Source organism: Clostridium sp. UBA1056 (genome assembly GCA_002316385.1).
Classification (GTDB): domain Bacteria; phylum Bacillota; class Clostridia; order Clostridiales; family Clostridiaceae; genus Clostridium_J.
Genome location: DCDL01000059.1, coordinates 83,420 through 105,112, shown reverse-complemented (window position 1 = coordinate 105,112; position 21,693 = coordinate 83,420). Strand labels below are relative to the sequence as shown.

General features: G+C 29.8%; 20 protein-coding genes. 12 read left to right on the top strand and 8 right to left on the bottom strand.

Going from position 1 to position 21,693, the window contains the following annotated elements; genetic code table 11:
• Window positions 1-331 precede the first annotated feature (331 nt).
• The 6 genes from B3W71_RS16460 (at window position 332) to B3W71_RS16435 (ending at window position 5,644) form a co-directional block, all read left to right on the top strand.
• Window positions 332-1,195, top strand: a complete 864-nt coding sequence (locus B3W71_RS16460; RefSeq protein ID WP_346890033.1) for an ABC transporter ATP-binding protein — start codon at window positions 332-334, stop codon at window positions 1,193-1,195.
• Window positions 1,196-1,864 (top strand): ABC-2 transporter permease, encoded by a 669-nt coding sequence (locus B3W71_RS16455; protein WP_346890032.1) that lies wholly within the window; start codon window positions 1,196-1,198, stop codon window positions 1,862-1,864.
• Between the two features lie 12 nt (window positions 1,865-1,876).
• The gene (locus B3W71_RS16450) at window positions 1,877-2,548 is read left to right on the top strand and encodes an ABC-2 transporter permease (protein WP_346890031.1); all 672 of its coding nucleotides are present in this window, start codon (window positions 1,877-1,879) and stop codon (window positions 2,546-2,548) included.
• Window positions 2,549-2,592: 44 nt separating this feature from the next.
• Window positions 2,593-2,973, top strand: coding sequence for a GntR family transcriptional regulator (locus B3W71_RS16445; protein ID WP_346890030.1), 381 nt, complete (start codon window positions 2,593-2,595; stop codon window positions 2,971-2,973).
• A gap of 13 nt (window positions 2,974-2,986) precedes the next feature.
• Entirely contained in the window at window positions 2,987-3,835 is an 849-nt protein-coding gene (locus B3W71_RS16440) for an ABC transporter ATP-binding protein (RefSeq protein WP_346890029.1), read from the top strand.
• Window positions 3,836-4,267: 432 nt separating this feature from the next.
• Window positions 4,268-5,644, top strand: a complete 1,377-nt coding sequence (locus tag B3W71_RS16435) for an MATE family efflux transporter (RefSeq protein WP_346890028.1) — start codon at window positions 4,268-4,270, stop codon at window positions 5,642-5,644.
• A gap of 72 nt (window positions 5,645-5,716) precedes the next feature.
• On the opposite strand, the gene greA is transcribed toward B3W71_RS16435, so the two are convergent.
• The 5 genes from greA to B3W71_RS16410 all read right to left on the bottom strand — a co-directional run bounded on the left by greA (window position 5,717) and on the right by B3W71_RS16410 (window position 10,410).
• Window positions 5,717-6,199, bottom strand: coding sequence for a transcription elongation factor GreA (gene greA / locus B3W71_RS16430; RefSeq protein ID WP_346890027.1), 483 nt, complete (start codon window positions 6,197-6,199; stop codon window positions 5,717-5,719).
• 345 nt (window positions 6,200-6,544) lie between these two features.
• Entirely contained in the window at window positions 6,545-7,693 is a 1,149-nt protein-coding gene (locus B3W71_RS16425) for a DUF3298 and DUF4163 domain-containing protein (RefSeq protein ID WP_346890026.1), read from the bottom strand.
• A 356-nt stretch (window positions 7,694-8,049) separates the two neighbouring features.
• Window positions 8,050-8,367, bottom strand: a complete 318-nt coding sequence (locus B3W71_RS16420; protein ID WP_346890025.1) for a transposase — start codon at window positions 8,365-8,367, stop codon at window positions 8,050-8,052.
• Window positions 8,364-8,741 carry a transposase gene (locus tag B3W71_RS16415; protein ID WP_346890036.1) on the bottom strand — a complete coding sequence of 126 codons (378 nt, stop codon included), beginning with the start codon at window positions 8,739-8,741 and terminating at the stop codon, window positions 8,364-8,366. Before B3W71_RS16415 ends, B3W71_RS16420 begins: the two co-directional genes overlap by 4 nt.
• Window positions 8,742-9,276: 535 nt before the next feature.
• On the bottom strand, window positions 9,277-10,410 hold the full coding sequence (locus B3W71_RS16410) for an RsiV family protein (protein ID WP_346890024.1): 1,134 nt from the start codon (window positions 10,408-10,410) through the stop codon (window positions 9,277-9,279).
• A gap of 312 nt (window positions 10,411-10,722) precedes the next feature.
• Here B3W71_RS16410 and B3W71_RS16405 point away from each other — a divergent pair, with 312 nt between their 5' ends.
• The 3 genes from B3W71_RS16405 to B3W71_RS16395 all read left to right on the top strand — a co-directional run bounded on the left by B3W71_RS16405 (window position 10,723) and on the right by B3W71_RS16395 (window position 13,420).
• Entirely contained in the window at window positions 10,723-10,851 is a 129-nt protein-coding gene (locus B3W71_RS16405) for a hypothetical protein (protein ID WP_346890023.1), read from the top strand.
• Window positions 10,852-11,026: 175 nt separating this feature from the next.
• The gene (locus tag B3W71_RS16400) at window positions 11,027-11,701 is read left to right on the top strand and encodes a uracil-DNA glycosylase (protein ID WP_346890022.1); all 675 of its coding nucleotides are present in this window, start codon (window positions 11,027-11,029) and stop codon (window positions 11,699-11,701) included.
• Between the two features lie 300 nt (window positions 11,702-12,001).
• Window positions 12,002-13,420 carry a VanZ family protein gene (locus tag B3W71_RS16395; protein ID WP_346890021.1) on the top strand — a complete coding sequence of 473 codons (1,419 nt, stop codon included), beginning with the start codon at window positions 12,002-12,004 and terminating at the stop codon, window positions 13,418-13,420.
• Between the two features lie 143 nt (window positions 13,421-13,563).
• Here the strand turns inward: B3W71_RS16395 and proS are convergent, their stop codons facing one another.
• Window positions 13,564-15,000: a proline--tRNA ligase gene (proS, locus tag B3W71_RS16390; protein WP_346890020.1), complete on the bottom strand. Its 1,437-nt coding sequence runs from the start codon at window positions 14,998-15,000 to the stop codon at window positions 13,564-13,566.
• A 425-nt stretch (window positions 15,001-15,425) separates the two neighbouring features.
• Between proS and B3W71_RS16385 the strand changes: the two genes are divergently transcribed.
• The 3 genes from B3W71_RS16385 (at window position 15,426) to B3W71_RS16375 (ending at window position 18,787) form a co-directional block, all read left to right on the top strand.
• Entirely contained in the window at window positions 15,426-15,899 is a 474-nt protein-coding gene (locus tag B3W71_RS16385; RefSeq protein WP_346890019.1) for a C-GCAxxG-C-C family (seleno)protein, read from the top strand.
• A 15-nt stretch (window positions 15,900-15,914) separates the two neighbouring features.
• A complete protein-coding gene (locus tag B3W71_RS16380; RefSeq protein ID WP_346890018.1) occupies window positions 15,915-16,859 on the top strand; it encodes a TDT family transporter in 945 nt (314 codons plus the stop codon).
• A 536-nt stretch (window positions 16,860-17,395) separates the two neighbouring features.
• Window positions 17,396-18,787, top strand: a complete 1,392-nt coding sequence (locus B3W71_RS16375) for an amino acid permease (protein ID WP_346890017.1) — start codon at window positions 17,396-17,398, stop codon at window positions 18,785-18,787.
• 115 nt (window positions 18,788-18,902) lie between these two features.
• Here the strand turns inward: B3W71_RS16375 and B3W71_RS16370 are convergent, their stop codons facing one another.
• Both B3W71_RS16370 and B3W71_RS16365 read right to left on the bottom strand, forming a co-directional pair.
• The gene (locus tag B3W71_RS16370; protein WP_346890016.1) at window positions 18,903-20,669 is read right to left on the bottom strand and encodes a M3 family oligoendopeptidase; all 1,767 of its coding nucleotides are present in this window, start codon (window positions 20,667-20,669) and stop codon (window positions 18,903-18,905) included.
• A gap of 403 nt (window positions 20,670-21,072) precedes the next feature.
• A complete protein-coding gene (locus tag B3W71_RS16365) occupies window positions 21,073-21,399 on the bottom strand; it encodes a CGGC domain-containing protein (RefSeq protein ID WP_346890015.1) in 327 nt (108 codons plus the stop codon).
• Between the last annotated feature and the right edge of the window lie 294 nt (window positions 21,400-21,693).

The following is a 21,693-nucleotide window of genomic DNA, read 5'->3' as shown; positions in this document are numbered from 1 at the left end:
AGAAGTTAGCAAAACTGCTGTACAAGATTTAATAAATAGAATAAATAACAAATAAGAAATGTTCACAATAAAAATATCCTAGGAAAATAGCCTAGGATATTTTTATTTAGAGATTAATAAAATATAGAAAATATTTTTATTTAAAATTGTATTCAATGTTGACATAGTGTATATAAACGATATATACTGTTAATATAAAGAAGCCTAACAGCTTAATTTTTTTAAGGATACTGTATATACTGATCATTAACAGAATAATAAATACAGATTTAGTATGTGATAAATTCACTATGAGTATATGTGATGGTACATAATTAATGGAGGTGCTATTATGTCCAATAAATTATTAGAAATAAAAAATTTAACAAAAGAGTACGATGGGTTTAAATTAGATGATATCTCATTCACTTTGGATAAGGGATATATTATGGGGTTCATAGGAGAAAATGGAGCAGGCAAAACAACCACTATAAAATTAATTATGAACTTACTTAAAAAAGATAAGGGAGAAATCAAGATTTTTGATAAAGATAATATTGAATATGAAGAAGAGATAAAAGAACGCATAGGCTTTGTATATGACGAGTGTTTTTACTATGAGAATTTATCTATTAAGGATAATGAAAAAATAATTTCAGGATTCTATAAAAAATGGGATACAAAAGTATTTGATAACTATTTAAAGAAATTTAACTTAAATAAAAAGCAAAAAGTTAAGGAATTATCTAAGGGTATGAAGATGAAGTTTGCTATTGCATTAGCCCTTAGCCACAAGGCTGAATTTCTAATATTAGATGAGCCAGCATCAGGATTAGATCCAGTTATGAGGCGTAGTATTTTAGATGTACTTCAAGAGGTTATACAAGACGAAAATGTTGGAATTTTAATCTCTAGTCATATAATTTCTGATTTAGAGAAAATAGCAGACTATATAACTTATATACAAAATGGAAAGATAATTTTATCTAAAGCTACTAATGATTTAATGGAGGAATATAAGATAATTAAAGGTGATAAATCTTTATTAAGTAAACTTGATAAGAAAGCTATCTATGGACTTAGGGAAACATCCTATGGATTTGAGGGAATAATAAAAGATATACACATTGATAGAGCTGTAAAGCAGCAACTTGTTACTGAAAGACCGTCCTTAGAAGAGATTATGGTAGCTATGAATAAGGGGGTAAGGAAATAAATGTGGAAGATGGCTTTAAGAGATTTAAGGGGGATATTTAATTTATATAACAATAAAAATGGTCTAATAATGATAGTGATAGTGATATTCTTTAGTATTGCAAATAAAGGTGAAGGGTTATTTAATTATTTTTTATTAATTGCTGGAGTCATTAGTATAGCCTTTACTGAGATGGAAGCTAGAGATAAAGTTCATATTAGTATACTCAGTAGTCCATGTAAAAGAAGTGATTATGTATTAGGAAAATTTTTATCTACAATTATATGGATATTATCTATAACAATAATAGGATTTCTATTAAACAATTTAATTTATATGATATATCCAGCTGAATATTTAAGATTGCCTATATCCATAGTTAAAATATCAATTAGTTATATTCTTATTTTTGTAGCTCTTTACTATTGTGTATATTTTTCTTTAGGAATAAAGTTTGCACGAATATTTTACTTTATTATTTTCTTTGTTATAATGGCAGGAACATTAGCTATAGGTGAGTTTCTTAAAGGGGAATCACTACCTAATTGGTTATCTAGCATAGAGACGTTTTTAACATTGATTCAAAGCAATACTATAACTAGTAATATTATATTAGCTATACTAGTTATAGCTATTTTAGCTTTGATAGCTGCTGTATCAGTAGTCATTTATGAAAAGAAAGATTTTTAGGAGGTATAATTTATGGGAGCACTTTTAAAAAAGGACTTTATAACTAGTAGATATGTCTATACTGTAGCTATTTTGATTGTAGGAATAGCAATATGTGTTTCTTCTATGTATAGCTTTGAAGGAGGTACACTTATAATTTATCTTATAGGGACTCTTATGGTACCTTTAATGGCAAATAAGTTCACTGCTACTGATGAGATGAGAAGAAACTATGATGTTATAATTAATAGTTTCCCGGTGAGAAGGATTGATGTAGTACTAAGTAAGTTTATCTATTATCTAGTATCTTATATTTTAACTAGCTTTATACTTCTAGCAATAATTACAATAGTTGGAAACTTTCATAAAGAAGAATTAACTATGATTTATATTATTCAATCCCTATCCTTTATATATTACTGTTTAATAATTGGAGTTACTAACTTTATATATTATAGATATGACTATAGTGTTGCCACAAAATATTCCGCAATTATCATTATTGCAGTTATAAATGTACCTATAATGATTTTGAAATTTATTGATAAGTTAAGTCCTAATATTTTTATTAAAGGTAGTGAGTATTTGTTAGAAAGTACATCTCATGGAGCTTATTTTGGTACAGCTATAATCCTAGTAGGGATAATTATATATATTTTATTTATAGGATTATCTATAATTGGATATAGAAAAAGAGATTTATAGTATTATTGTAGTTTATACAAGAAATTTAAACTGGAGGAAATTCAATGAATATAATAATAAATAACTCTTCAGGAGAGCCCATATATTCTCAAATAGAAAAGCAAATAAAGGATGACATTTTAACAAATAAGCTATCTCCTAATGAGCCATTGCCATCTATACGAGGACTGGCTAAGGATTTGAGAATTAGTGTTATAACAACTAAAAGGGCTTATGATGAGCTTGAGCGAGGAGGGTTTATATATACAGTTCCAGGCAAGGGCTCCTTCGTTAGCGCTCAAGATAAAGAGCTTCTAAAAGAATCCATAATGAGAAATATGGAGGAGTATCTAAGTAAAGCTATAGAGGAAGGCATCAAAGCAGGAATTACTTTAGATGAAATTATAGAAAGTTTAAGGGTGCTTGCTGAAGAATATAAACTATAGTAGGAGGAAGGCAATGGATAATATATTATATATAAATAATTTATGTAAAAAATATAAAGATTTCCAGATGAATAATGTATCTCTAGAATTACCTAAGGGATTTATTATGGGGTTAATAGGAGAAAATGGAGCTGGTAAAACTACGCTAATAAAGATGATAATGAACCTAGTAAAGAAAGATAGTGGAGACATAAAGGTATTTGATAAGGATAATATTAAATTCGAGAGGGAGATAAAGGATAGAATAGGTTTTGTCTATGATGAAGCTTGTTATTATGACCATATGTCTCTAGAAGAAAATGGAAAGATGTTTTCTACATTATATAGTAAGTGGGATAATGATAAATTTCACCATTATTTAAATAAGTTTTCTCTTAATAAGGATAAGAAACTAAAGGAACTTTCTAAAGGAATGAGAATGAAATTTTCTTTATGTTTAGCTCTTAGTCATGGAGCTGAGTTTATAATAATGGATGAACCTACTGTAGGATTAGACCCAGTAGTTAGGTCAGAAGTTTTAGAAGAACTTCAAAATCTAATGGAGAATGAGAATATGGGAGTATTAATATCTACTCATATAACTTCAGATCTTGAAAGAATAGCAGATTATATTACTTTTATAAAGGAAGGAAATATTATATTTTCAAAGCCAAAAGATGAAATAATGGAGTCTTATAAAATTATTAAAGGAGATAGCAGCTTACTTACAAAGGATGTAGAAAAATACTTTGAAGGTATAAGCAAAAATAGATTTGGCTTTGAAGCATTGACATCACAGACTAATAAGGTAAGAGAAGTTTTAGGAGATAAGATTATAATTGATAAAGCTACACTAGAAGACATAATGATTTTGAAAAATTAAAAATGAATTAAGGCATCTTCAAAAAATAAATAAGTCAGAATGCTCGTCTATTTTGTGTTATACTGCGTCAACAGAACCCTTAGATAGTGCTACTATCNNGAACCTGTTTCCTTGTCTAACTCAAAATATACTTCCCATCTTTGACTTATTATTTATTTTCAGATGCCTAAGCTATAATTAACCATGTTCTATATATAACTAAGTTTTAGCTATATATAGAACATGGTATTTTATTTTTTTATTTACATAAAAGTAAAAAGAAGAATGAATCGTTAAAAGGCGAAAGTACATGGTGAAATTATATAGACATTCTTCGTAGTACGAAGTAAAATATTTATTGATATGTTATAGAAATATTAATGGGCAAATTAATTGCGATTATTAATATTAATCTTAATAACATAAAATATTATAATAATGGGGATTGATATTATGGAGAAAAGAATAGACTTAACAGAAGGGTCTATAAGTGGGAAGTTAGTTAAACTAGCGCTTCCAATCATGGCAACTTCATTTATACAAATGGCTTATAATCTGACAGACATGCTTTGGGTAGGAGGAATAGGAAGCGGAGCATTAGCAGCAGTAGGAACGGCAGGATTCTTTTCTAATTTGGCGGCAGCTCTTACCATGATTGCAAAGGTTGGAGCAGAGGTTAAGGTATCACAAAGTTTAGGACGTAAAGATGAAAAAGCAACACGAAATTATATTGTAAGTGCCCTTCAAATAAATATAGTATTATCTTTAATAATGGGTATGGTTGTGCTATTATTTAGAACTCAGTTTTTGGCATTTTTTCAACTAAAAAATATAGAAGTAATATCTATGGCAAAGACTTATTTAGGTGTAATAGCAGTTGGTATGGTTATAACAAATCTTATACCTGTATTTACAGCAATATTTAATGGAGCAGGTAATAGTAAAACACCTTTTATCATTAATACTATAGGATTAGTAGCCAATATTATATTCGATCCCTTATTAATCTTTGGATTTGGCCCTATTCCTAAAATGGGAGTTCTAGGAGCAGCATTAGCAACTATAGGATCGCAAGGTATTGTTGTAACTTGCTTCATAATATCAGTTGCAAGAAGCAAAGAAAAATATTTTAAATTTAGTATATTTAAAAAGCCTGATTTTAGAGCTATAAAAACTATATGTAAGCTAGGAATTCCTTCTGGAGTTCAGAATGGATTATTTACTACATTTTCAATTTTAATAGCAAGAGTAATAGCTGGTTCTGGAGAAGTAGCTATAGCAGTCCAAAAGGTTGGAGTTCAAATTGAGGCGATAACTTGGATGACAGCAGGCGGATTTTCAACAGCTCTTAGCTCTTTTGTGGGACAAAATTATGGAGCTAAAAAGTATGATAGAATTAAGGAAGGCTATAAGGCTACTATTCTTATAGCTAGTATAGTAGGAATTTTAGCAACCCTATTATTAATAATAGGTGGGGAAGCAATATTCTCAATATTTATTCAGGAAGAAGATGCTATAATGCTAGGAAAGGATTATTTAAGAATCCTTGGATATTCTCAATTATTTATGTGTATTGAGATTACAACAGTAGGAATGTTTAATGGATTAGGAAGAACATACATACCTGCAGCTGTAAGTATTATTTTAACAGGTCTTAGAGTTCCAGCATCTATGGTATTGTCATCCCCAGATATTTTAGGTATAGATGGAGTTTGGTGGAGTATCAGTATGAGTAGTGTACTTAAGGGAATAGCCATTGTAGCTATTTTATATTACATGACCAAGAGTAAGAGTTTATTACAAGAAAACGCAAATATAGAAATGACTTAACAATAATTTATCTAAAGAATAACCAGCGTTTTCAATCAGCTTTTCAGATTATATAAAATAAGATGGGATTTTTTATTCCATCTTATTTTTTGCAAGTTGAATTTTTTCTATGATTACGCTGTAAGAGCCATCTGGTGATGAAACTTCCACTTGTTCTCCTAAATTTTTTTTATATAATGATTTACCTAAAGGACACTCTATACTAATTTTATTATTAAGAGGATCTGATTCAACGGTAGTTACCATGGTGAAGTCTTCAGTTTCCTCATCATCTGAAAATCTTAGTGTCACAATTTTCCCGATACCAACTTGATTTTCTGATATGTTATCATTTATTATTTTAGTAGTCTTAATCATTCTTTCTAGATAGCCCATGCGCCTGTTATTGTCAGCTCTATTCTTTTTAGCTGCTTTATACTCAAAGTTTTCGCTTAAGTCACCATGGGCTCTAGCTTCTTTTAATTCTTCATTTATCTGGAATCTAACTACATTTTTTCTATGCTCAAGTTCATCAATTAGAATTTGAAGTGCTTCTTCAGTAAGATAATTATACATAAGTTAAAACCTACCCTCTAAATTTAAAATATATTTATATACTAATATTATACAGCTAAAAATATTTATATAATATGGTCTTTTAAATTTATTTCTTGTCTATTGATCCTAGCATCTTCGATGAGATAATGAGTTATTTAAAGAGTTAAAAATCTTATGGGATTACCATTAGAAGTTCTGTTAGTAAGGCATAAAAACGCAAATAAACCTGTTGCTGGCTATTGGCTTAAAAGAGAGGATCTGTCTAAAAATAATTTTTTAATTATTTTTAGATAGATCCTATTCTATAATTAGTTCACCTATTAAATGGGGGAAATAATAAGTGTTAACTATTATGGCTATTTCTTAAACTGATCGAGTTCCCATAAGTCTTACTATTGGACTTTCGGGAGATAAAATATTTGAAATTTCATTATAAGGAATTGTAATTCTAAATAATCCCATAGAAGCCGGTGTATATTCGCCAACTTGATAATATAATACTAAAGCTTCTGGAGTTAAATAGAATTGTTGAGTGTCGGTAATTCCATTATATGGTTCAATGAAATTTACATTCATTTCATTAGCTTTTTTCATAGCTATATCGCTAAGAATTTTAGCGTAGTTCATTCTAGTATTAAATAAATCACCAAGGTCATAAACTTTCCCAGTATTAACATCTACAGTCAAAGAATTAAATACAATATTACCCGATGGATTGTCTTGAGTTTTGGTATATAAAGACATCACTATACTTAGTAAACCATTTGAATTTAATGGAACCTCATAAGCGCTTTCTACTATTATGAAATTAATTTTTTCAGGAAGTAGAACTTCATTAAGCCACAAAGAATTTAATGCATCAATGATTTCTTGATTTGCCATATTTCCAGCATTTTCAATGAATGGATACTCAAGCTTAAATTGTGCGGGTGATAATACTTGAGTTTGTAAATTAATTACAACATTCGTTTCTGGTGGTGTATAACGTCTGCCAAAACACTGAAAGAATTCTATTCTATTTAAGTTTACACCAAAGCGAACCCATCTTCGACCATCCCATCTAAAACCAGAAGCAGTTCTGCTATCTACATTAGTAAGCCATGCCCAAAAAGACTGTCCATTAGTAAGCCAGAGGTATACAAATTGGAATCTACAAGGTCTTAAAGATCCTGGTGATACAGCTGCAGGTTGAATTCCTCCAGAGACTGGTTTCTTAGGTGTCATACTTGGAGGTGGTCCTGGTGGTTGACTAGACGGTCCTGGTGGTTGACTAGGCTGCGGTCTTGGTGGTTGGCCAGGCTGCGGTCTTGGTGGCTGACTAGGCTGTGGCATTGATGGTTGACTAGGTTGTGGCATTGGTGGTATAGATGGTACAGGTCCTCCAGGAGTTGATGGAAAAAATGGAGGTATCATTCGTTCATAACAATATTCTTTATAATCTTCTTCAGCATCTAAGTATTCATCGCTATAAAAATATTGCGAATTAATATCATAAGGATTTCTAATAAACATAACATACTCCTTAATAGTATTACATTATTATAGTATATAATTAAAAGAGGAATGTGATTTTAAAAATAAAAAATCATTTATTAACTGAGTAAATTGCACAATTAGATATTTATAATTTTTCAAAATAACCAGTGCCCTAAAACATTTTTGCATATAGCAAAGCTAGGAATAGTATTGTCTGCGGATAACTTTCTAAATTTAAAAAATACTAAAATCCTTAAACTGTAGGCTTGTTAACAGCAATAGTTCCTATGATTAATGCAATACAACTTAACAAACATGAGGGCATCGGTACTTTAAATAGTCACCATATTTTCCCCAGTAAACTAATGGATAACCTATTGAACAGACTGGATTCATATTTTCAGTTCTTCGTATGGTGCATAAGTACATCTTTGGTTCAAAGCAATTATAGGTTGAGACAGCATTTTATGGGTTATATATTCAAAGCTATTTTTAGAATCATAACCTGCATCAGCTATAACATTCTTAGAATTTATAATGGACTTGTAGTCATTAATAAACTTATCGAGAATTTTAGTAGCTATTTCACTATCGTAGTTACTTGCTGGAGTAACTAAAATGCTTAATGGAAGCCCACTATGAGCATCAACAACCATATGTAACTTATACACGAACCACTTAATCTTATTTCCATTAGTATTTAATTTCATTCCCAGTTAGGTGATACATCATCATTAGATAGTTGAGATTTAGGTTTAGCTTTTTTATAAGAATTTATTCTAGTTGAGTCAACAGCTAAGTTCCCACCACTTATAATTCCTAGATTTTTAGCTTGTCTAACTATGTTTACAAAACACTTTTCGAGCCCTTTAGTTTCTGAAATTTTAGTGAAAAACCTAGAAAAACTAGCTTTAGATGGAGTTCGGTTGAGGATTGAAAATCCACAATTATATCTAAATACAGGATCATGAACTAATCTATCAACCAATTGCTTTCTATACTTAATCTTTTCTACTTGCATTGCAATTAATGAATAAAGCGTTGGCTTAATATTATAGCCCTTCGGGCCACGGAAACGTGAGATTTGATCAAATAGCTTACTAAATGATCAAAATTCAATTTTGAGAGAATAACTTCTAATTTTGTAGCTGGCTGAGTTTTTATAATTTCATCAAAGGATAAAAAGCTTCCTTATCGGATATACATAAGTGTTCATCTCGTTGATTTGTATTTGGTTGTACTTTCCTTTTTGAATTTAAAAAAGCTTGGAAAATCAACTTATATAAAATATAAAATATGAAATTTACTCATTTATATACTAGTATTATACAGCTAAAAATATTTATATATGGTCTTTTAAATTTATTTCTTGCTTATTGATTCTAGCATATTCCATGAGACAATGAGTTATTTAAAGGGTTAAAAATCTTAGGGGATTACCATTAGAATTTCTGTTAGTAAGGCATAAAAATGCGAAGAAATCTGTTGCTGGCTATTGGCTTAAAAGAGAGGATCTGTCTAAAAATAATTTTTTAATTATTTTTAGATAGACCCTATTCTATAATTAATTCACTTATTAAATGGGGGAAATAATAAGTGTTAAATATTATGGCTGTTTCTTAAACTGATCGAGTTCCCATAATTCTTACTATTGGACTTTCGGGATATAAAATATTTGAAATTTCATTATAAGGAATTGTAATTCTGAATAATCCCATAGAAGCCGGTGTAAATTCGCCAGCTTGATAATATAATACTAAGGCTTCTGGAGTTAAATAGAATTGTTGAGTGTCGGTAATTCCACTATATGGTTCAATGAAATTTATATTCATTTCATTAGCTTTTTTCATAGCTATATCACTAAGAATTTTAGCGTAGTTCATTCTAGTATTAAATAAATCACCAAGGTCATAAACTTTCCCAGTATTAACATCTACAGTCAAAGAATTAAATACAATATTACCCGATGGATTGTCTTGAGTTTTGGTATATAAAGACATCACTATACTTAGTAAACCATTTGAATTTAATGGAACCTCATAAGCGCTTTCTACTATTATGAAATTAATTTTTTCAGGAAGTAGAACTTCATTAAGCCACAAAGAATTTAATGCATCAATGATTTCTTGATTTGCCATATTTCCAGCATTTTCAATGAATGGATACTCAAGCTTAAATTGTGCGGGTGATAATACTTGAGTTTGTAAATTAGTTACAACATTCGTTTCTGGTGGTGTATAACGTCTGCCAAAACACTCAAAGAAATCTATTCTCTTTAGGCTTACACCAAAGTAAACCCATCTTCGACCATTCCATCTAAAACCAGTAGCAGTTCTGCTATCTACATTAATAAGCCATGCCCAAAAAGAGCGTCCATTATCAAGCCAGATGTATACAAATTGGAATCTACAAGGTCTTATAGATCCTGGTGATACAGCTGTAGGTTGAATTCCTACAGAGAATGGTTTCGCAGGTACCATACTTGGAGGTGGTCCTGGTGGTCGGCCAGGTCCTGATGGCTGACTAGGTGGTCTTGGCGGCTGGCTAGGTGGTCTTGGTGGTTGACTAGGTGGTCTTGGTGGTTGGCTAGGCGGTCTTGGTGGTGTAGATGGTAAAGGTCCTCCAGGAGTTGATGGAAAAAATGGAGGTATCATTCGTTCATAACAATATTCTTTATAATTTTCTTCAGCATCTAAGTATTCATCGCTATAGAAATATTGCGAATTAATATCATAAGGGTTTCTAATAAACATAACATACTCCTTAATAGTATTACATTATTATAGTATACAATTAAAATAGGAGTGTGATTTTAAAAATAAAAAATTATTTATTAACCATATATGTTTAATAAAGTTTCTAAATTAAATTTACTTATAATCATAGATTATACCAAGGAATATTAATGAATTTTATTTATCAAAACTCATATACATATAATTTTTTAAAAATGACATACTAATATCATACCAATAAAATCATTATTTGTTTTGTAATTAAGTTTTCATGCCTATGGATGTTTAAGTGCTTTTCATAGAAACGGAAATTTGAAGGAGGAATAGCATATGAAGAATGTTTATCAATCTACACATATAGCTACTAGCCCAAAAACAAAGCAACAACTTAGGAAATTTAAAGAAGAATTTTCAGAGGAGCTATCATGTGATAAAGAACGGCATAATTACCGAAAATAGCATCATGATAGTATAATGATTTTATTGTTATGATAAATAGTGAAAGCCTTTCTGCAGGGTAGCAGAAGGGCTTTCTTAATATAAGGTTAAAGCATAAAACTATTGACACAAAAATAATTATAAGTAATGATATAAATATATTTACATAATTAATCAATAGAAAGGATGATTAAGCATGGTTAATATAGAGAATTCTTGGGATAAAAAATTAGAAGGTGAGTTTGATAAGTCCTACTACATAAATTTAAGACAATTTTTAGTTAATGAATACAAAGCTAGAAATATATTCCCAAACATGAACAACATATTTAATGCTTTAAAATTAACACCTTATGAAGATGTTAAGGTTGTAATATTAGGGCAAGATCCTTATCATGGAGCTGGTCAGGCACATGGATTATCTTTTTCAGTTCAACCAGGAGTTAGAATTCCACCGTCGCTTTTAAATATGTATAAGGAACTACAAAATGATTTAGGGTGCTATATTCCTAACAATGGATATTTAGTACCTTGGGCAAAACAAGGAGTATTACTTCTGAATACTGTACTTACAGTTAGAGAAGGTGAAGCAAATTCTCATAAAAATGAAGGATGGGAAAACTTTACTGATAGAGTAATATCATTGTTAAATGAAAGAGAAAAGCCTATAGTATTTTTATTATGGGGAAGTAATGCTAAGGAAAAAATAAAACTTATAACTAATTCAAGACATTATATTTTAACTACAGTACATCCAAGTCCACTATCAGCTAATAGAGGATTCATGGGATGTAAGCATTTTTCTAAGACCAATGAAATATTAAAGTCTTTGGGAGAAAAAGAAATAGATTGGCAAATACCTAATCTTTAGGATAGAAAAAATATACACTTTTAAATCTTTAAGAATGAAATGCACTTACTTATATTAGATGTTTTTACATTACATAATATGAGTAGGTGTATTTTTATATAGATATTTCTAAAAAGTGAATAGATATTTTTATGACTTAAATGTAAGATTTCTATATGTTTTGTAAGGTTTAGTATATAGAGTTTCTTAATTTATCTATATATAATTATTATTGAAAACGAGATATAAATGAAAATTAAAAAATTAATAGTAAAGATAGTTAAAGTTTTAGTAAAATTAAATATCTTTGTGGGGGGTAAAATGAGTTATATATTAGAGGCATTTAAGATTTTTCCAATAGCGTTAATAATTACGATAATTATCTATTGGGCTATTTATAAAAGAAGAAAGAGTAAAGGCAAGATTGTAGCTTTATCTAGAGTGAGAATGATTGCTAAATTTACTTTAATTGGATACTTTGTTATGTTTATTTATGTAACACAAGTTTTAAGTTTTGGTAATGGTATGGGTGAGATGATAAATTTATCACCTATGCATTCTTTTTATATTGCTATAAAGTATGGAACAAATAATGCAGGGATGTTTTCACAGTTTTATCTAAATGTACTTATGTGTGTTCCTTTAGGAATATTACTACCTATAGTATTTCCAGAAAAATTTCAAAGTTTTAAATCTATATTAGTAATATCTTTTGTACAGACATTCTTAACAGAGGCAATTCAACTTTTAACAGGTAGATCAGCAGATATAGATGATGTTATTGCCAATACTTTAGGTGGACTAATAGGCTATACAATATTTCTAATCAGATATGGTATTTACTATGCTATTAGATTGAGAAAGCAAAATAAGATATTTAAAATAAAAAATTACTCACTTAATATAGTAATATCTCTTATGATAACACTAATAACAATAAGTCCTTTGCTAGTTGTACAAGTTCTAGAAGGAAAGCAGGAGTTTGGGTATGTTTATTATGGACATCTACAACCTAAAAAAATAGAATTTGATATGGATTTAAGCAATAAAGAATCTAAAAGAGTAGTATATAAGATATTTGAAAATAAAACAAAGGATGAAGTTATTAATAACCTTAGAAGAATTACTGGATTTAAAGGAGAGTTTGTGGAAAGTAGCTATGATAATACTTTAGTTTGTGATGAGGAAAATGGAAAAGCCATGTTTATATATGATCATAATACTTGGTCTGTGGATTATCATTATGGACAAGATGGAATAATTGATCAGGCTAAACTTCCAACGAAAGAAAAGAGTATAGAATATGCTCTAAAATATATAAATCAATTTGAACTGGAAGAAGAAAGTTTAAATTTTTTAAAATTTGATGAAGACTATAGTGATAATGCAATACACGTTATTTTTGAAGAAATAGCTAATGATAAGAATTTAAAGGTATGGGGAAATGTAGAAGTAACCATTGGGGAAAATGGGGAGTTAATGACTATAAGTGACAATAGAAAATATTTTAATACTTATAAGGAGGTCGAAGCAATTTCACAGGAAGAGGCTGTGAGTGTTGTTAAGGATGTAGGGGTAGGTGAAGTTGATGTGACGGCTCATGTAACAAGGATAAGCGAAGATTATTACTTTGAGGAAGAGAAGGGATATTTAATTCCTACATGGAGAATTGAAGGGCATTGGACAGAAACTAATAATAAAAAGTATGAATGGAAGCCTAATATAGGTGCAATAAAGTAATATATTATTAAAAAGATAACTTTATTGGAGCTTTTCTCAATTTCAAACTTACGAAAAGGAGCTTACTATATAAAGTAGAAGAATATTTTGAAGTTTTTAGGATAATTCCACATTTAAAAAGGACTGCGTAGGCAGTCCTTTTTCTAATAAGCTTTACCCCAGTAAACAAGTGTTTTAGCTTCTTTACCACAGCATATGCACTTAGAAGAAAGATCTTCTTGTTCGAAAGGCATACATCTTGAAGATACACCAGCTACTTCCTTAAGCTTCTCTTCACATGCTAAGTCACCGCACCACATAGCTTTTATAAATCCAGGCTTATTATTTGATATATCTATAAATTCATCTAAATTAGTAGCAGAATAAGTTTTTTCATTTGCACTTAATCTTGCTTTTTCTAACAATTCAATCTGCATTAACTCAAGAGTTTCTGTTATTTTTGTTTCTAATTCATCAAGAGAAACTACTAGTTTTTCCCTTGTATCTCTTCTAACAATAACTGCTTGATTATTTTCTATATCCTTAGGACCGATTTCAACTCTTAGAGGAATACCCTTCATTTCACATTCGCTAAATTTCCAACCAGGCATTTTATCACTACTGTCTAATTTAACTCTAGCAACTTTAGAAATTCTATCCTTAAGCTCAGTAGCCTTATCTAATACACCTTCTTTATGTTGTGCAATAGGTATAATCATTACTTGAGTTGGAGCTATTCTTGGAGGTAAAACAAGGCCACTGTCATCTCCATGTACCATGATTAAAGCACCTATGAGACGAGTTGTAACTCCCCATGAGGTCTCATGAACATATTGAAGCTTACCATTTTTATCGTTATATCTAATATTGAATGCTTTTGCAAAGCCGTCTCCAAAGTTGTGAGAAGTACCATTTTGAAGAGCTTTTCCATCGTGCATCAAGCTCTCTATGGTGTATGTAGCTCTAGCTCCAGCAAACTTTTCTTTATCAGTTTTTCTACCCTTTACCACTGGGATTGCAAGAATATTTTCACAGAAATCAGCATAAAGGTTCAAGATATCTATAGTCTCTTTTTCAGACTCTTCTGCTGTAGCATGAATAGTATGACCTTCTTGCCATAGAAATTCTGTAGTTCTTAAGAAGGGTCTTGTAGTTTTTTCCCACCTTACTACTGAACACCATTGATTATAAAGCTTAGGAAGATCGTTGTGAGATTGAACTATTTTAGCATAATGTTCGCAGAATAAAGTTTCGGAAGTCGGTCTAACACATAATCTTTCTGCTAGAGGCTCACTTCCACCATGGGTAACCCAAGCAACTTCAGGGGCAAAGCCCTCCACGTGATCCTTTTCCTTTTGTAATAAGCTCTCTGGTATAAACATTGGCATATATACATTTTCGTGCCCAGTTGCTTTAAGCTTCTCATCTAAGATTTTCTGGATATTTTCCCAAATGGCGTAGCCATATGGTCTAATTATCATACATCCCTTTACACTTGAATAATCTACAAGTTCTGCCTTTTTTACTATGTCAGTATACCATTTTGCAAAATCCTCATTCATGGAGGTTATTGCTTCAACAAATTTTTTATTATTTGCCATATCTATAATACCTCATTTCTTTATTTATTATAAATGCATAAATATACAGTGGTTACTAGTTAGGAATGAAATTATATATATTTTTTACAATACATGATTATCATTAATTTAACAATTAAATATTATATCAAATATCTTATACAAATTGAAGGAAAATTATAAATAAACAAAGAAATAAAAGAAAATGTTGATATATAAAACTATTAATCTAAAAAGTTTTTGAATAACATAAAATAGATAATGAAATTCTTGAATAACAGAGATATATAAGAAAAAATATATAAATTTATAATATAAGGAATTTATAGTATATTATAAATCATAATAGATAAAATAAAATTATTTGATATTGTAATTCTTTAAGTTTAATTATTAACAAATAGTTATAATGTATATGAACTAAATATGAAAGTGGGGTTTATATAATGATTGAAAAGATTAGTGTAAAAAAAGTAAGAGAAGATGCAGAGGAACATTTTAGAAAAGGAGAATTCTATTGCTCAGAAGCTATAGTTTCATCTATCAAAAATAACTTTGAAGTGGATATGCCTGATGAGATGATAGCAATGGCATCTGGATTCCCAGTAGGTATTGGAAAATCAAAATGCACATGTGGAGCTGTTACAGGAGCAGTTTTATGTCTAGGATACTTCTTTGGAAGAACTAAAGGAAGCAATCCACAAGATCCTAAGAGCGTTAAAGCTTTACAACTAGCTTATGAATTACAAGATAGCTTTAGACAAAAGCATAAATGTCTATGCTGTAGCGTTCAAACTAAAGGTATGGATATGGCATCTGGTGAGCATAAAGCTCAATGTATAAAATTTACTGGAGAAATGGCTGAAAAGGCTGCACAAATAATAGTGAGAGAATTAAATATTGAAAATATTGATGAATAGTTGAGGGCGATGAGTATGAATTATATAAAGAGAATACCATTACCAATGGCAGCAGTAATGCTTGCATTAGCGGCATTAGGAAATTTATTATCATCATACAATATAGTATTTAAAAACATTCTAGGAACAATATCTATGATAGTACTAATATTTCTTACAATAAAGATTATAACTTGTTGGAAGGGTGTAAAGGAAGAATTGAAAAATCCTGTTATTGCAGGAGTTATATCTACATATTCTATGGGAGTTATGCTTTTAGCAGGATATTTAAAGGAGATATCTTTTACAGTTGGGATCATTTTATGGTGGGCTGGAGTACTTATCCATATAGGACTAATAATATTTTACACTAAAAACTTCATTTTTGGATTTGATATTAAGAAGATGTTTCCCAGTACATTTATTGTATATGTAGGAATAGGTGTAGGAGGGATAACTGCACCAGCATTTAATTTAGTTACGTTAGGACAAGCTTTTTTCTGGTTTGCTTTTATTTCACTTCTTATACTATTACCAGTTCTAGGTTATAGGACTCTTATAGTAAAGGGAATTCCAGAGCCAGCTTTTCCAACTGCAGTAATATTTGCAGCGCCAGCTGCACTTACATTGGCTGCATATCTAAATTCTTTTACACAAAAGAATTTTGGTATGGTAGTATTTTTAGCAGTATTAGTAATGATATTATATGTATGTGGAATTGTATATCTTGTACAAGGATTAAGACTTAAGTTTTATCCAAGTTATGCTTCATTTACTTTTCCTATGGTAATAAGTGCAATTGCAATGAAGGGAACTAATGGATTTTTAATAAAGGCTGAAAAAGGTATATCTTGGCTTAAATATATAGTTAAATTTCAAGAGATAATTGCAACTGTTATAGTAATATATGTACTTATAAGATTTTTAATGTTCATATTTAGAAAAGAGACAGTTAAGGTAAGTACTACAGTAGTAAAATAATTATAATATTAATTTTATAAATAAGGGGCTTTCGCAAAAAAGCTAATCTAAATAAATATTGAATAAGCACTTATATTATTAACGCTCAGCTGTTTCAGAATATTGATTTACTAAAGCATTTATTCAANNNNTCTTCTAATAAATTAGAAGAACTAAGTTCGAATGGCATTCGTTAACAATAATATTAAAGTACATCTTCAATATTTTATATAAGATTAGTAATATATTTTGCGAAAGTCCCTTTGTTGATTTTAAAGTTAAAGTCAAAATATACTTATTAGATCATTATATAATAAAATACAAATAATGGTATAAATAAATACAATTTTATTGGAAAATTATTTATGAAAATTTAAGTGCGCAATAAATGTATAAATATCGATAAAATTCTAATAAAAAACTCATTAAAATATTAAAAATAGGTTGATTTTTGTAATCGATTAAATTAAACTAGATAATTGGGTGGAAAAATTTGATGTCTATAATTTCTAAAAATAATAAGTTTATTTTAAGTAGAAAATAACAGGGGGAAAAAAATGGCTAAAAAAGATGGAATACAAACTGATGGATCACTTAAAAGAGAACTTGGACTTGCTGCTGCCACAGCCATAGTGGTAGGAAATGTAATAGGTTCAGGAATTTTCATGTCACCAGCAAGCTTTGCAAGGGTAACAAATCCTAAGGTAGCTATAATAGCATGGATTTTAACTTCAATTGGATCATTACTTATTGCTTTAAGCTTTGCTAAGCTAGGTTCAAAAATGCCCAAGACAGGAGGCCCAATTGTATATACAAGAGCTGCCTTTGGTGATTTTGCAGGGTTTTTAATTGCATGGACCTTTTGGATAGGTGCATGGGTAGGTAATGCTGCTATTATTACAGCATTTATGAGTTATTTTACATACTTCGTTCCAGCTGCTAATAATCCACTAGCTGCATTCTTAATATCTTCAGCAGTGGTATGGATATTTACATTGATAAATATATATGGTGTAAAATATGTTGGAAAAATAGGTGTTATATCAACGGTATTAAAAGTTGCAGTACTTGTAGTATTTATTGTAATCGCTGCGTTAAACTTTGATCCAAGCTATATGAATACTGTTTCTAGTCCAGAAGTAAGTGGAATGGGCACATTGCCAGCTGCTATAGCTATAGCATTATGGGCTTTTGTAGGTTTAGAGAGCGCTACAGTGGCAGGTGGAGAAATAAAGGATCCAGAAAAGAATATTAAGAAAAGTACTATATATGGAATTTTAATAGTAGCTGCTATATATATTGTAATGAGTATTGTGTCTATGGGAGCTATGGATCAAGCTGCTCTTGCAAGCTCAGATGCACCATTAGCAGATATTATAAATAAAGCTACAGGCGCTTCATGGGGTGGAACATTTATAGCAGCAGGTGCACTAATTTCTACATTAGGAGCGACTTCAGGATGGTTATTAACTACTGCTAGAAGTGCTGTTGGAGCAGCTGAAGATGGATTATTCCCAGCAATATTTAAGCGTATTAATCCTAAATATAATACTCCGGTAGCATCTCTTGTTATAGGTAGTGTATGTATGAACTTACTTTTAATAATGAACTATGTAGGATCGCTTAGAAGTGCATTCGACTTTATGATATTACTAGCTACATTATCATTCTTGCCAGCATACACATTCTCAGCAGCAGCTGAAATAGTATTACTATGTAAGAAATCAAAAGAGTTTAGCTTTATACACTTCTTAAAGAATTCATTCTTCTCATTACTTGCTTTTGCCTACTCTATATATGCTATATATGGAACTGGGTCTGATGTGGTAATGTATGGGTTCATATTAATGCTTATAGGAATACCAATATATGTTTACATGATGCTTCAAAAGAATAAAGAAGATAAGAATGTAGATAAAATAAGAGAATCTGCAGGATTAGATGTATAATATAGAGTTCTTGCATTAATGTAATAGATTAATATATGCAATGATAAATGGGCTACTTTAGAATAAATTCTAGAGTGGCCTATTTATCATTAAAGGCTTATCAAAGGTTTAAAAATTAAATATTTAAAAAAAGGTTGATATCTTCTTCAATCATCTTTAAAGAATTTCTCCAAAAATCTATAGAGGTAATATCAATATTCATTATTTTAGCAACATCACTTAAAGTGTTTTTGCCAGTTACTGAAAGTAGGTTTTTATATTCTTCAGGGAATGTATTGCCTCTCTTTAAGTATTCAGCATAAAGACCCTTTGCAAACAATTGACCAAAGGCATATGGGAAGTTATAGAAATTAGCATCAGCATAATAATAATGAGTTTTGCAAGCCCACATATATGGATGTAGATAATTCTCATCAAGGCCATCTCCATAGGCTTCTTTTTGAGCATTAATCATTATTTCATTTAATTCTTCTACACTAAGAGCACTTTCGTTTCTTCTTTTAAATAATTCACTTTCAAATAAAAATCTACTATAAATGTCTACTATAACTTGAGTGCAGTCACTTATTTCACTTTCCAAAATAGAAAAAGCTTCTTCTTTAGTAGCATTTTTTATTGCTGCTTTTTTCACTATAGTTTCACAGAATGTAGAAGCAGTTTCTGCTATAGGCATAGGATAATCTGCATTTAATGTACTTTCACTCTTAAGGCAATGACCATGATATCCATGACCTAGTTCATGAGCTAAAGTAATAACATCACTAAAGGTATTTCCGTAGTTTAATAAAACTCTACACTGGCCTAAAGAATGAAGTCCAGCACAGAAGGCTCCACCGACTTTACCCTCCTTAGGAAGTACATCTATCCAAGCATTTTCCATAGCTATTTTTGCAAAGTCTGCTAAATCATCACTAAAAGTTTTAAAGTTATCTATAACAAATTGACATCCATCCTCATAGGTATAAGTCATATCTACATTTCCTATAGGTGCAAAAAGATCATAGAATGGAAGACCATTTTTGTGTCCTAAAATTTCAGCTTTCTTTCTAAGATATTTTCTAAATATAGGCATAGATTCTTTCATTGCACTAAGCATAGCATCTAAAGTTTTCTTATCCATTCTTGAATGGAAGAGAGTTTGATTCAATGGAGAAGAAAATCCCCTTAAAGAAGATACTGTAAGTACTTCCCCTTTAATTCCATTAAGAGCTGCAGCTAATCCATCATCAATTTTTTTATAGCCTTTGAGTTCTGCTTCATAGGCCTTCTTTCTAACTTCACTACTTGAATCATAAGCTAAGTTTCTAATCATTGATAGAGGTAGTTGTTGTTTTTTACCATCCAACTCAATATCAATCATAAGACTAGAGGTTAATACATCTTTAAGCTTAGACCAAGCATTAGAACCAGTATTTTTCATTTTAGCTATTACAGCTTCTTCTTTATCACTTAACATATATCTAGCGTTCTCAGCTTTTTCTTTAATGAAAAAGCTATGTTCTTTTAGTAAATTAGAACTATCTATAATAGAATCTAAGTTATTAAGGGAGCCAATCCATTTAGTAATCATAGCCTCACTTTCAGCTAGATCACTAAATTTAGTTAAAAGAATATCATCATATTTTAAAGCAATAGAGTTTTTGGTGTCTACACTAAGGGTTAAATTAACCATACCAGATAGCCTTTCGAATAAATCATATAATTCAGTATTTATAAGTATAAAGTTTTCTAAGGATTTATTAGGGGAATCTGTGCTGTTAATAGTAGTATTAATAGTATTTATGAAAGTTTCTATAAGATCGTTTAGCTTAGCTATATCATCTTTAAATTCTTTAGATTCAAAGGATGGATAAAGCTCTTTAAGGCTCCAATTAAGTTCCATAATTATCATCTCCTTGTGCATTTTAATAGTATTATAACATAAAAATACAATATAAGTAAATTTATAAATAAATTGCTAATAAGTTGATTGAATTCTTTAAAGTAATCTAGTGAGTAATAGATATAAGAATATTTTATAGTGAATAAATAAAAAAATATAATCAGCACAGGTAAATTTAATCTTTTGTAATAGGAATTATTCACGAAGTTGCTAGTGGGTTTGCATTAGGTACATTTCAATTTGCAGAGTATTCTTCTAAGCAACTAGAAACTTATATTGTTTAATGAAATAAATGTTATAAATATAGAAGTGACCAATTGAAATTTTATCTATTGGTCACTTTTTATTACGATTATTAATATCAAATTTCAAGTGATTTCTTTAAATTATATAATGGATTTAATTACTTATGAGTACCATGAACTACATTAAATCCATGATTTTTTAGAAGCTCTTCATGCTTATTATAATTCTCACATTCAACCTTCATACAAAGAGCTATATGAATAGTATTAACTTTTTTTCTTTTAAGTTGTTTTATTTTATGATTCCAATCTTCTAGAGCTGATATAGTTTCATTACAACCACTGCAATAGAAGAAGCTTGATAATACAGGTTTTGAATTTTCATATATTTGAAAGGCATCAGTTAAATTGTTGTAGGCATCAAAACATCCAGTACCAGCACATTGTCCAACTAGTTTTCGACATGCCATTATTGCTATAGACATAGAAATCCCCCTTATGTAATTTAAGATAAATAGAATGCATAAATTTAAATTAGATGTAAAAGGCTTTTTTAAATGTAGAAATTAAATTGTCTTAAAATATGTACTTTATTAAGTGTAGTAATGTTATATAAGGATATTAACATGAGCTATAATGCATGTCAAATGTGAGGGTGGCATGATTTATGTAAATAAATTTTTAAATATAACCAATTACTAGTTATAAACTTTAGTTAGCAAAAATAATTTATCTACATATTATAGAGTATGGATAAATTAAATTCTTTAAAGGAGTTT

Bases quoted from the DNA above. Each gene is read 5' to 3' on its own strand.
- B3W71_RS16365 (WP_346890015.1), bottom strand. From the start codon at position 21,399: ATGTCTATAGCAATAATGGCATGTCGAAAACTAGTTGGACAATGTGCT.
- proS (WP_346890020.1), bottom strand. From the start codon at position 15,000: ATGGCAAATAATAAAAAATTTGTTGAAGCAATAACCTCCATGAATGAG.
- B3W71_RS16445 (WP_346890030.1), top strand. From the start codon at position 2,593: ATGAATATAATAATAAATAACTCTTCAGGAGAGCCCATATATTCTCAA.
- B3W71_RS16410 (WP_346890024.1), bottom strand. From the start codon at position 10,410: ATGTTTATTAGAAACCCTTATGATATTAATTCGCAATATTTCTATAGC.
- B3W71_RS16375 (WP_346890017.1), top strand. From the start codon at position 17,396: ATGGCTAAAAAAGATGGAATACAAACTGATGGATCACTTAAAAGAGAA.
- B3W71_RS16370 (WP_346890016.1), bottom strand. From the start codon at position 20,669: ATGGAACTTAATTGGAGCCTTAAAGAGCTTTATCCATCCTTTGAATCT.
- B3W71_RS16385 (WP_346890019.1), top strand. From the start codon at position 15,426: ATGATTGAAAAGATTAGTGTAAAAAAAGTAAGAGAAGATGCAGAGGAA.
- greA (WP_346890027.1), bottom strand. From the start codon at position 6,199: ATGTATAATTATCTTACTGAAGAAGCACTTCAAATTCTAATTGATGAA.
- B3W71_RS16380 (WP_346890018.1), top strand. From the start codon at position 15,915: ATGAATTATATAAAGAGAATACCATTACCAATGGCAGCAGTAATGCTT.
- B3W71_RS16395 (WP_346890021.1), top strand. From the start codon at position 12,002: ATGAGTTATATATTAGAGGCATTTAAGATTTTTCCAATAGCGTTAATA.
- B3W71_RS16420 (WP_346890025.1), bottom strand. From the start codon at position 8,367: ATGAAATTAAATACTAATGGAAATAAGATTAAGTGGTTCGTGTATAAG.
- B3W71_RS16440 (WP_346890029.1), top strand. From the start codon at position 2,987: ATGGATAATATATTATATATAAATAATTTATGTAAAAAATATAAAGAT.
- B3W71_RS16400 (WP_346890022.1), top strand. From the start codon at position 11,027: ATGGTTAATATAGAGAATTCTTGGGATAAAAAATTAGAAGGTGAGTTT.
- B3W71_RS16435 (WP_346890028.1), top strand. From the start codon at position 4,268: ATGGAGAAAAGAATAGACTTAACAGAAGGGTCTATAAGTGGGAAGTTA.
- B3W71_RS16455 (WP_346890032.1), top strand. From the start codon at position 1,196: ATGTGGAAGATGGCTTTAAGAGATTTAAGGGGGATATTTAATTTATAT.
- B3W71_RS16460 (WP_346890033.1), top strand. From the start codon at position 332: ATGTCCAATAAATTATTAGAAATAAAAAATTTAACAAAAGAGTACGAT.
- B3W71_RS16425 (WP_346890026.1), bottom strand. From the start codon at position 7,693: ATGTTTATTAGAAATCCTTATGATATTAATTCGCAATATTTTTATAGC.
- B3W71_RS16450 (WP_346890031.1), top strand. From the start codon at position 1,877: ATGGGAGCACTTTTAAAAAAGGACTTTATAACTAGTAGATATGTCTAT.
- B3W71_RS16405 (WP_346890023.1), top strand. From the start codon at position 10,723: ATGAAGAATGTTTATCAATCTACACATATAGCTACTAGCCCAAAAACA.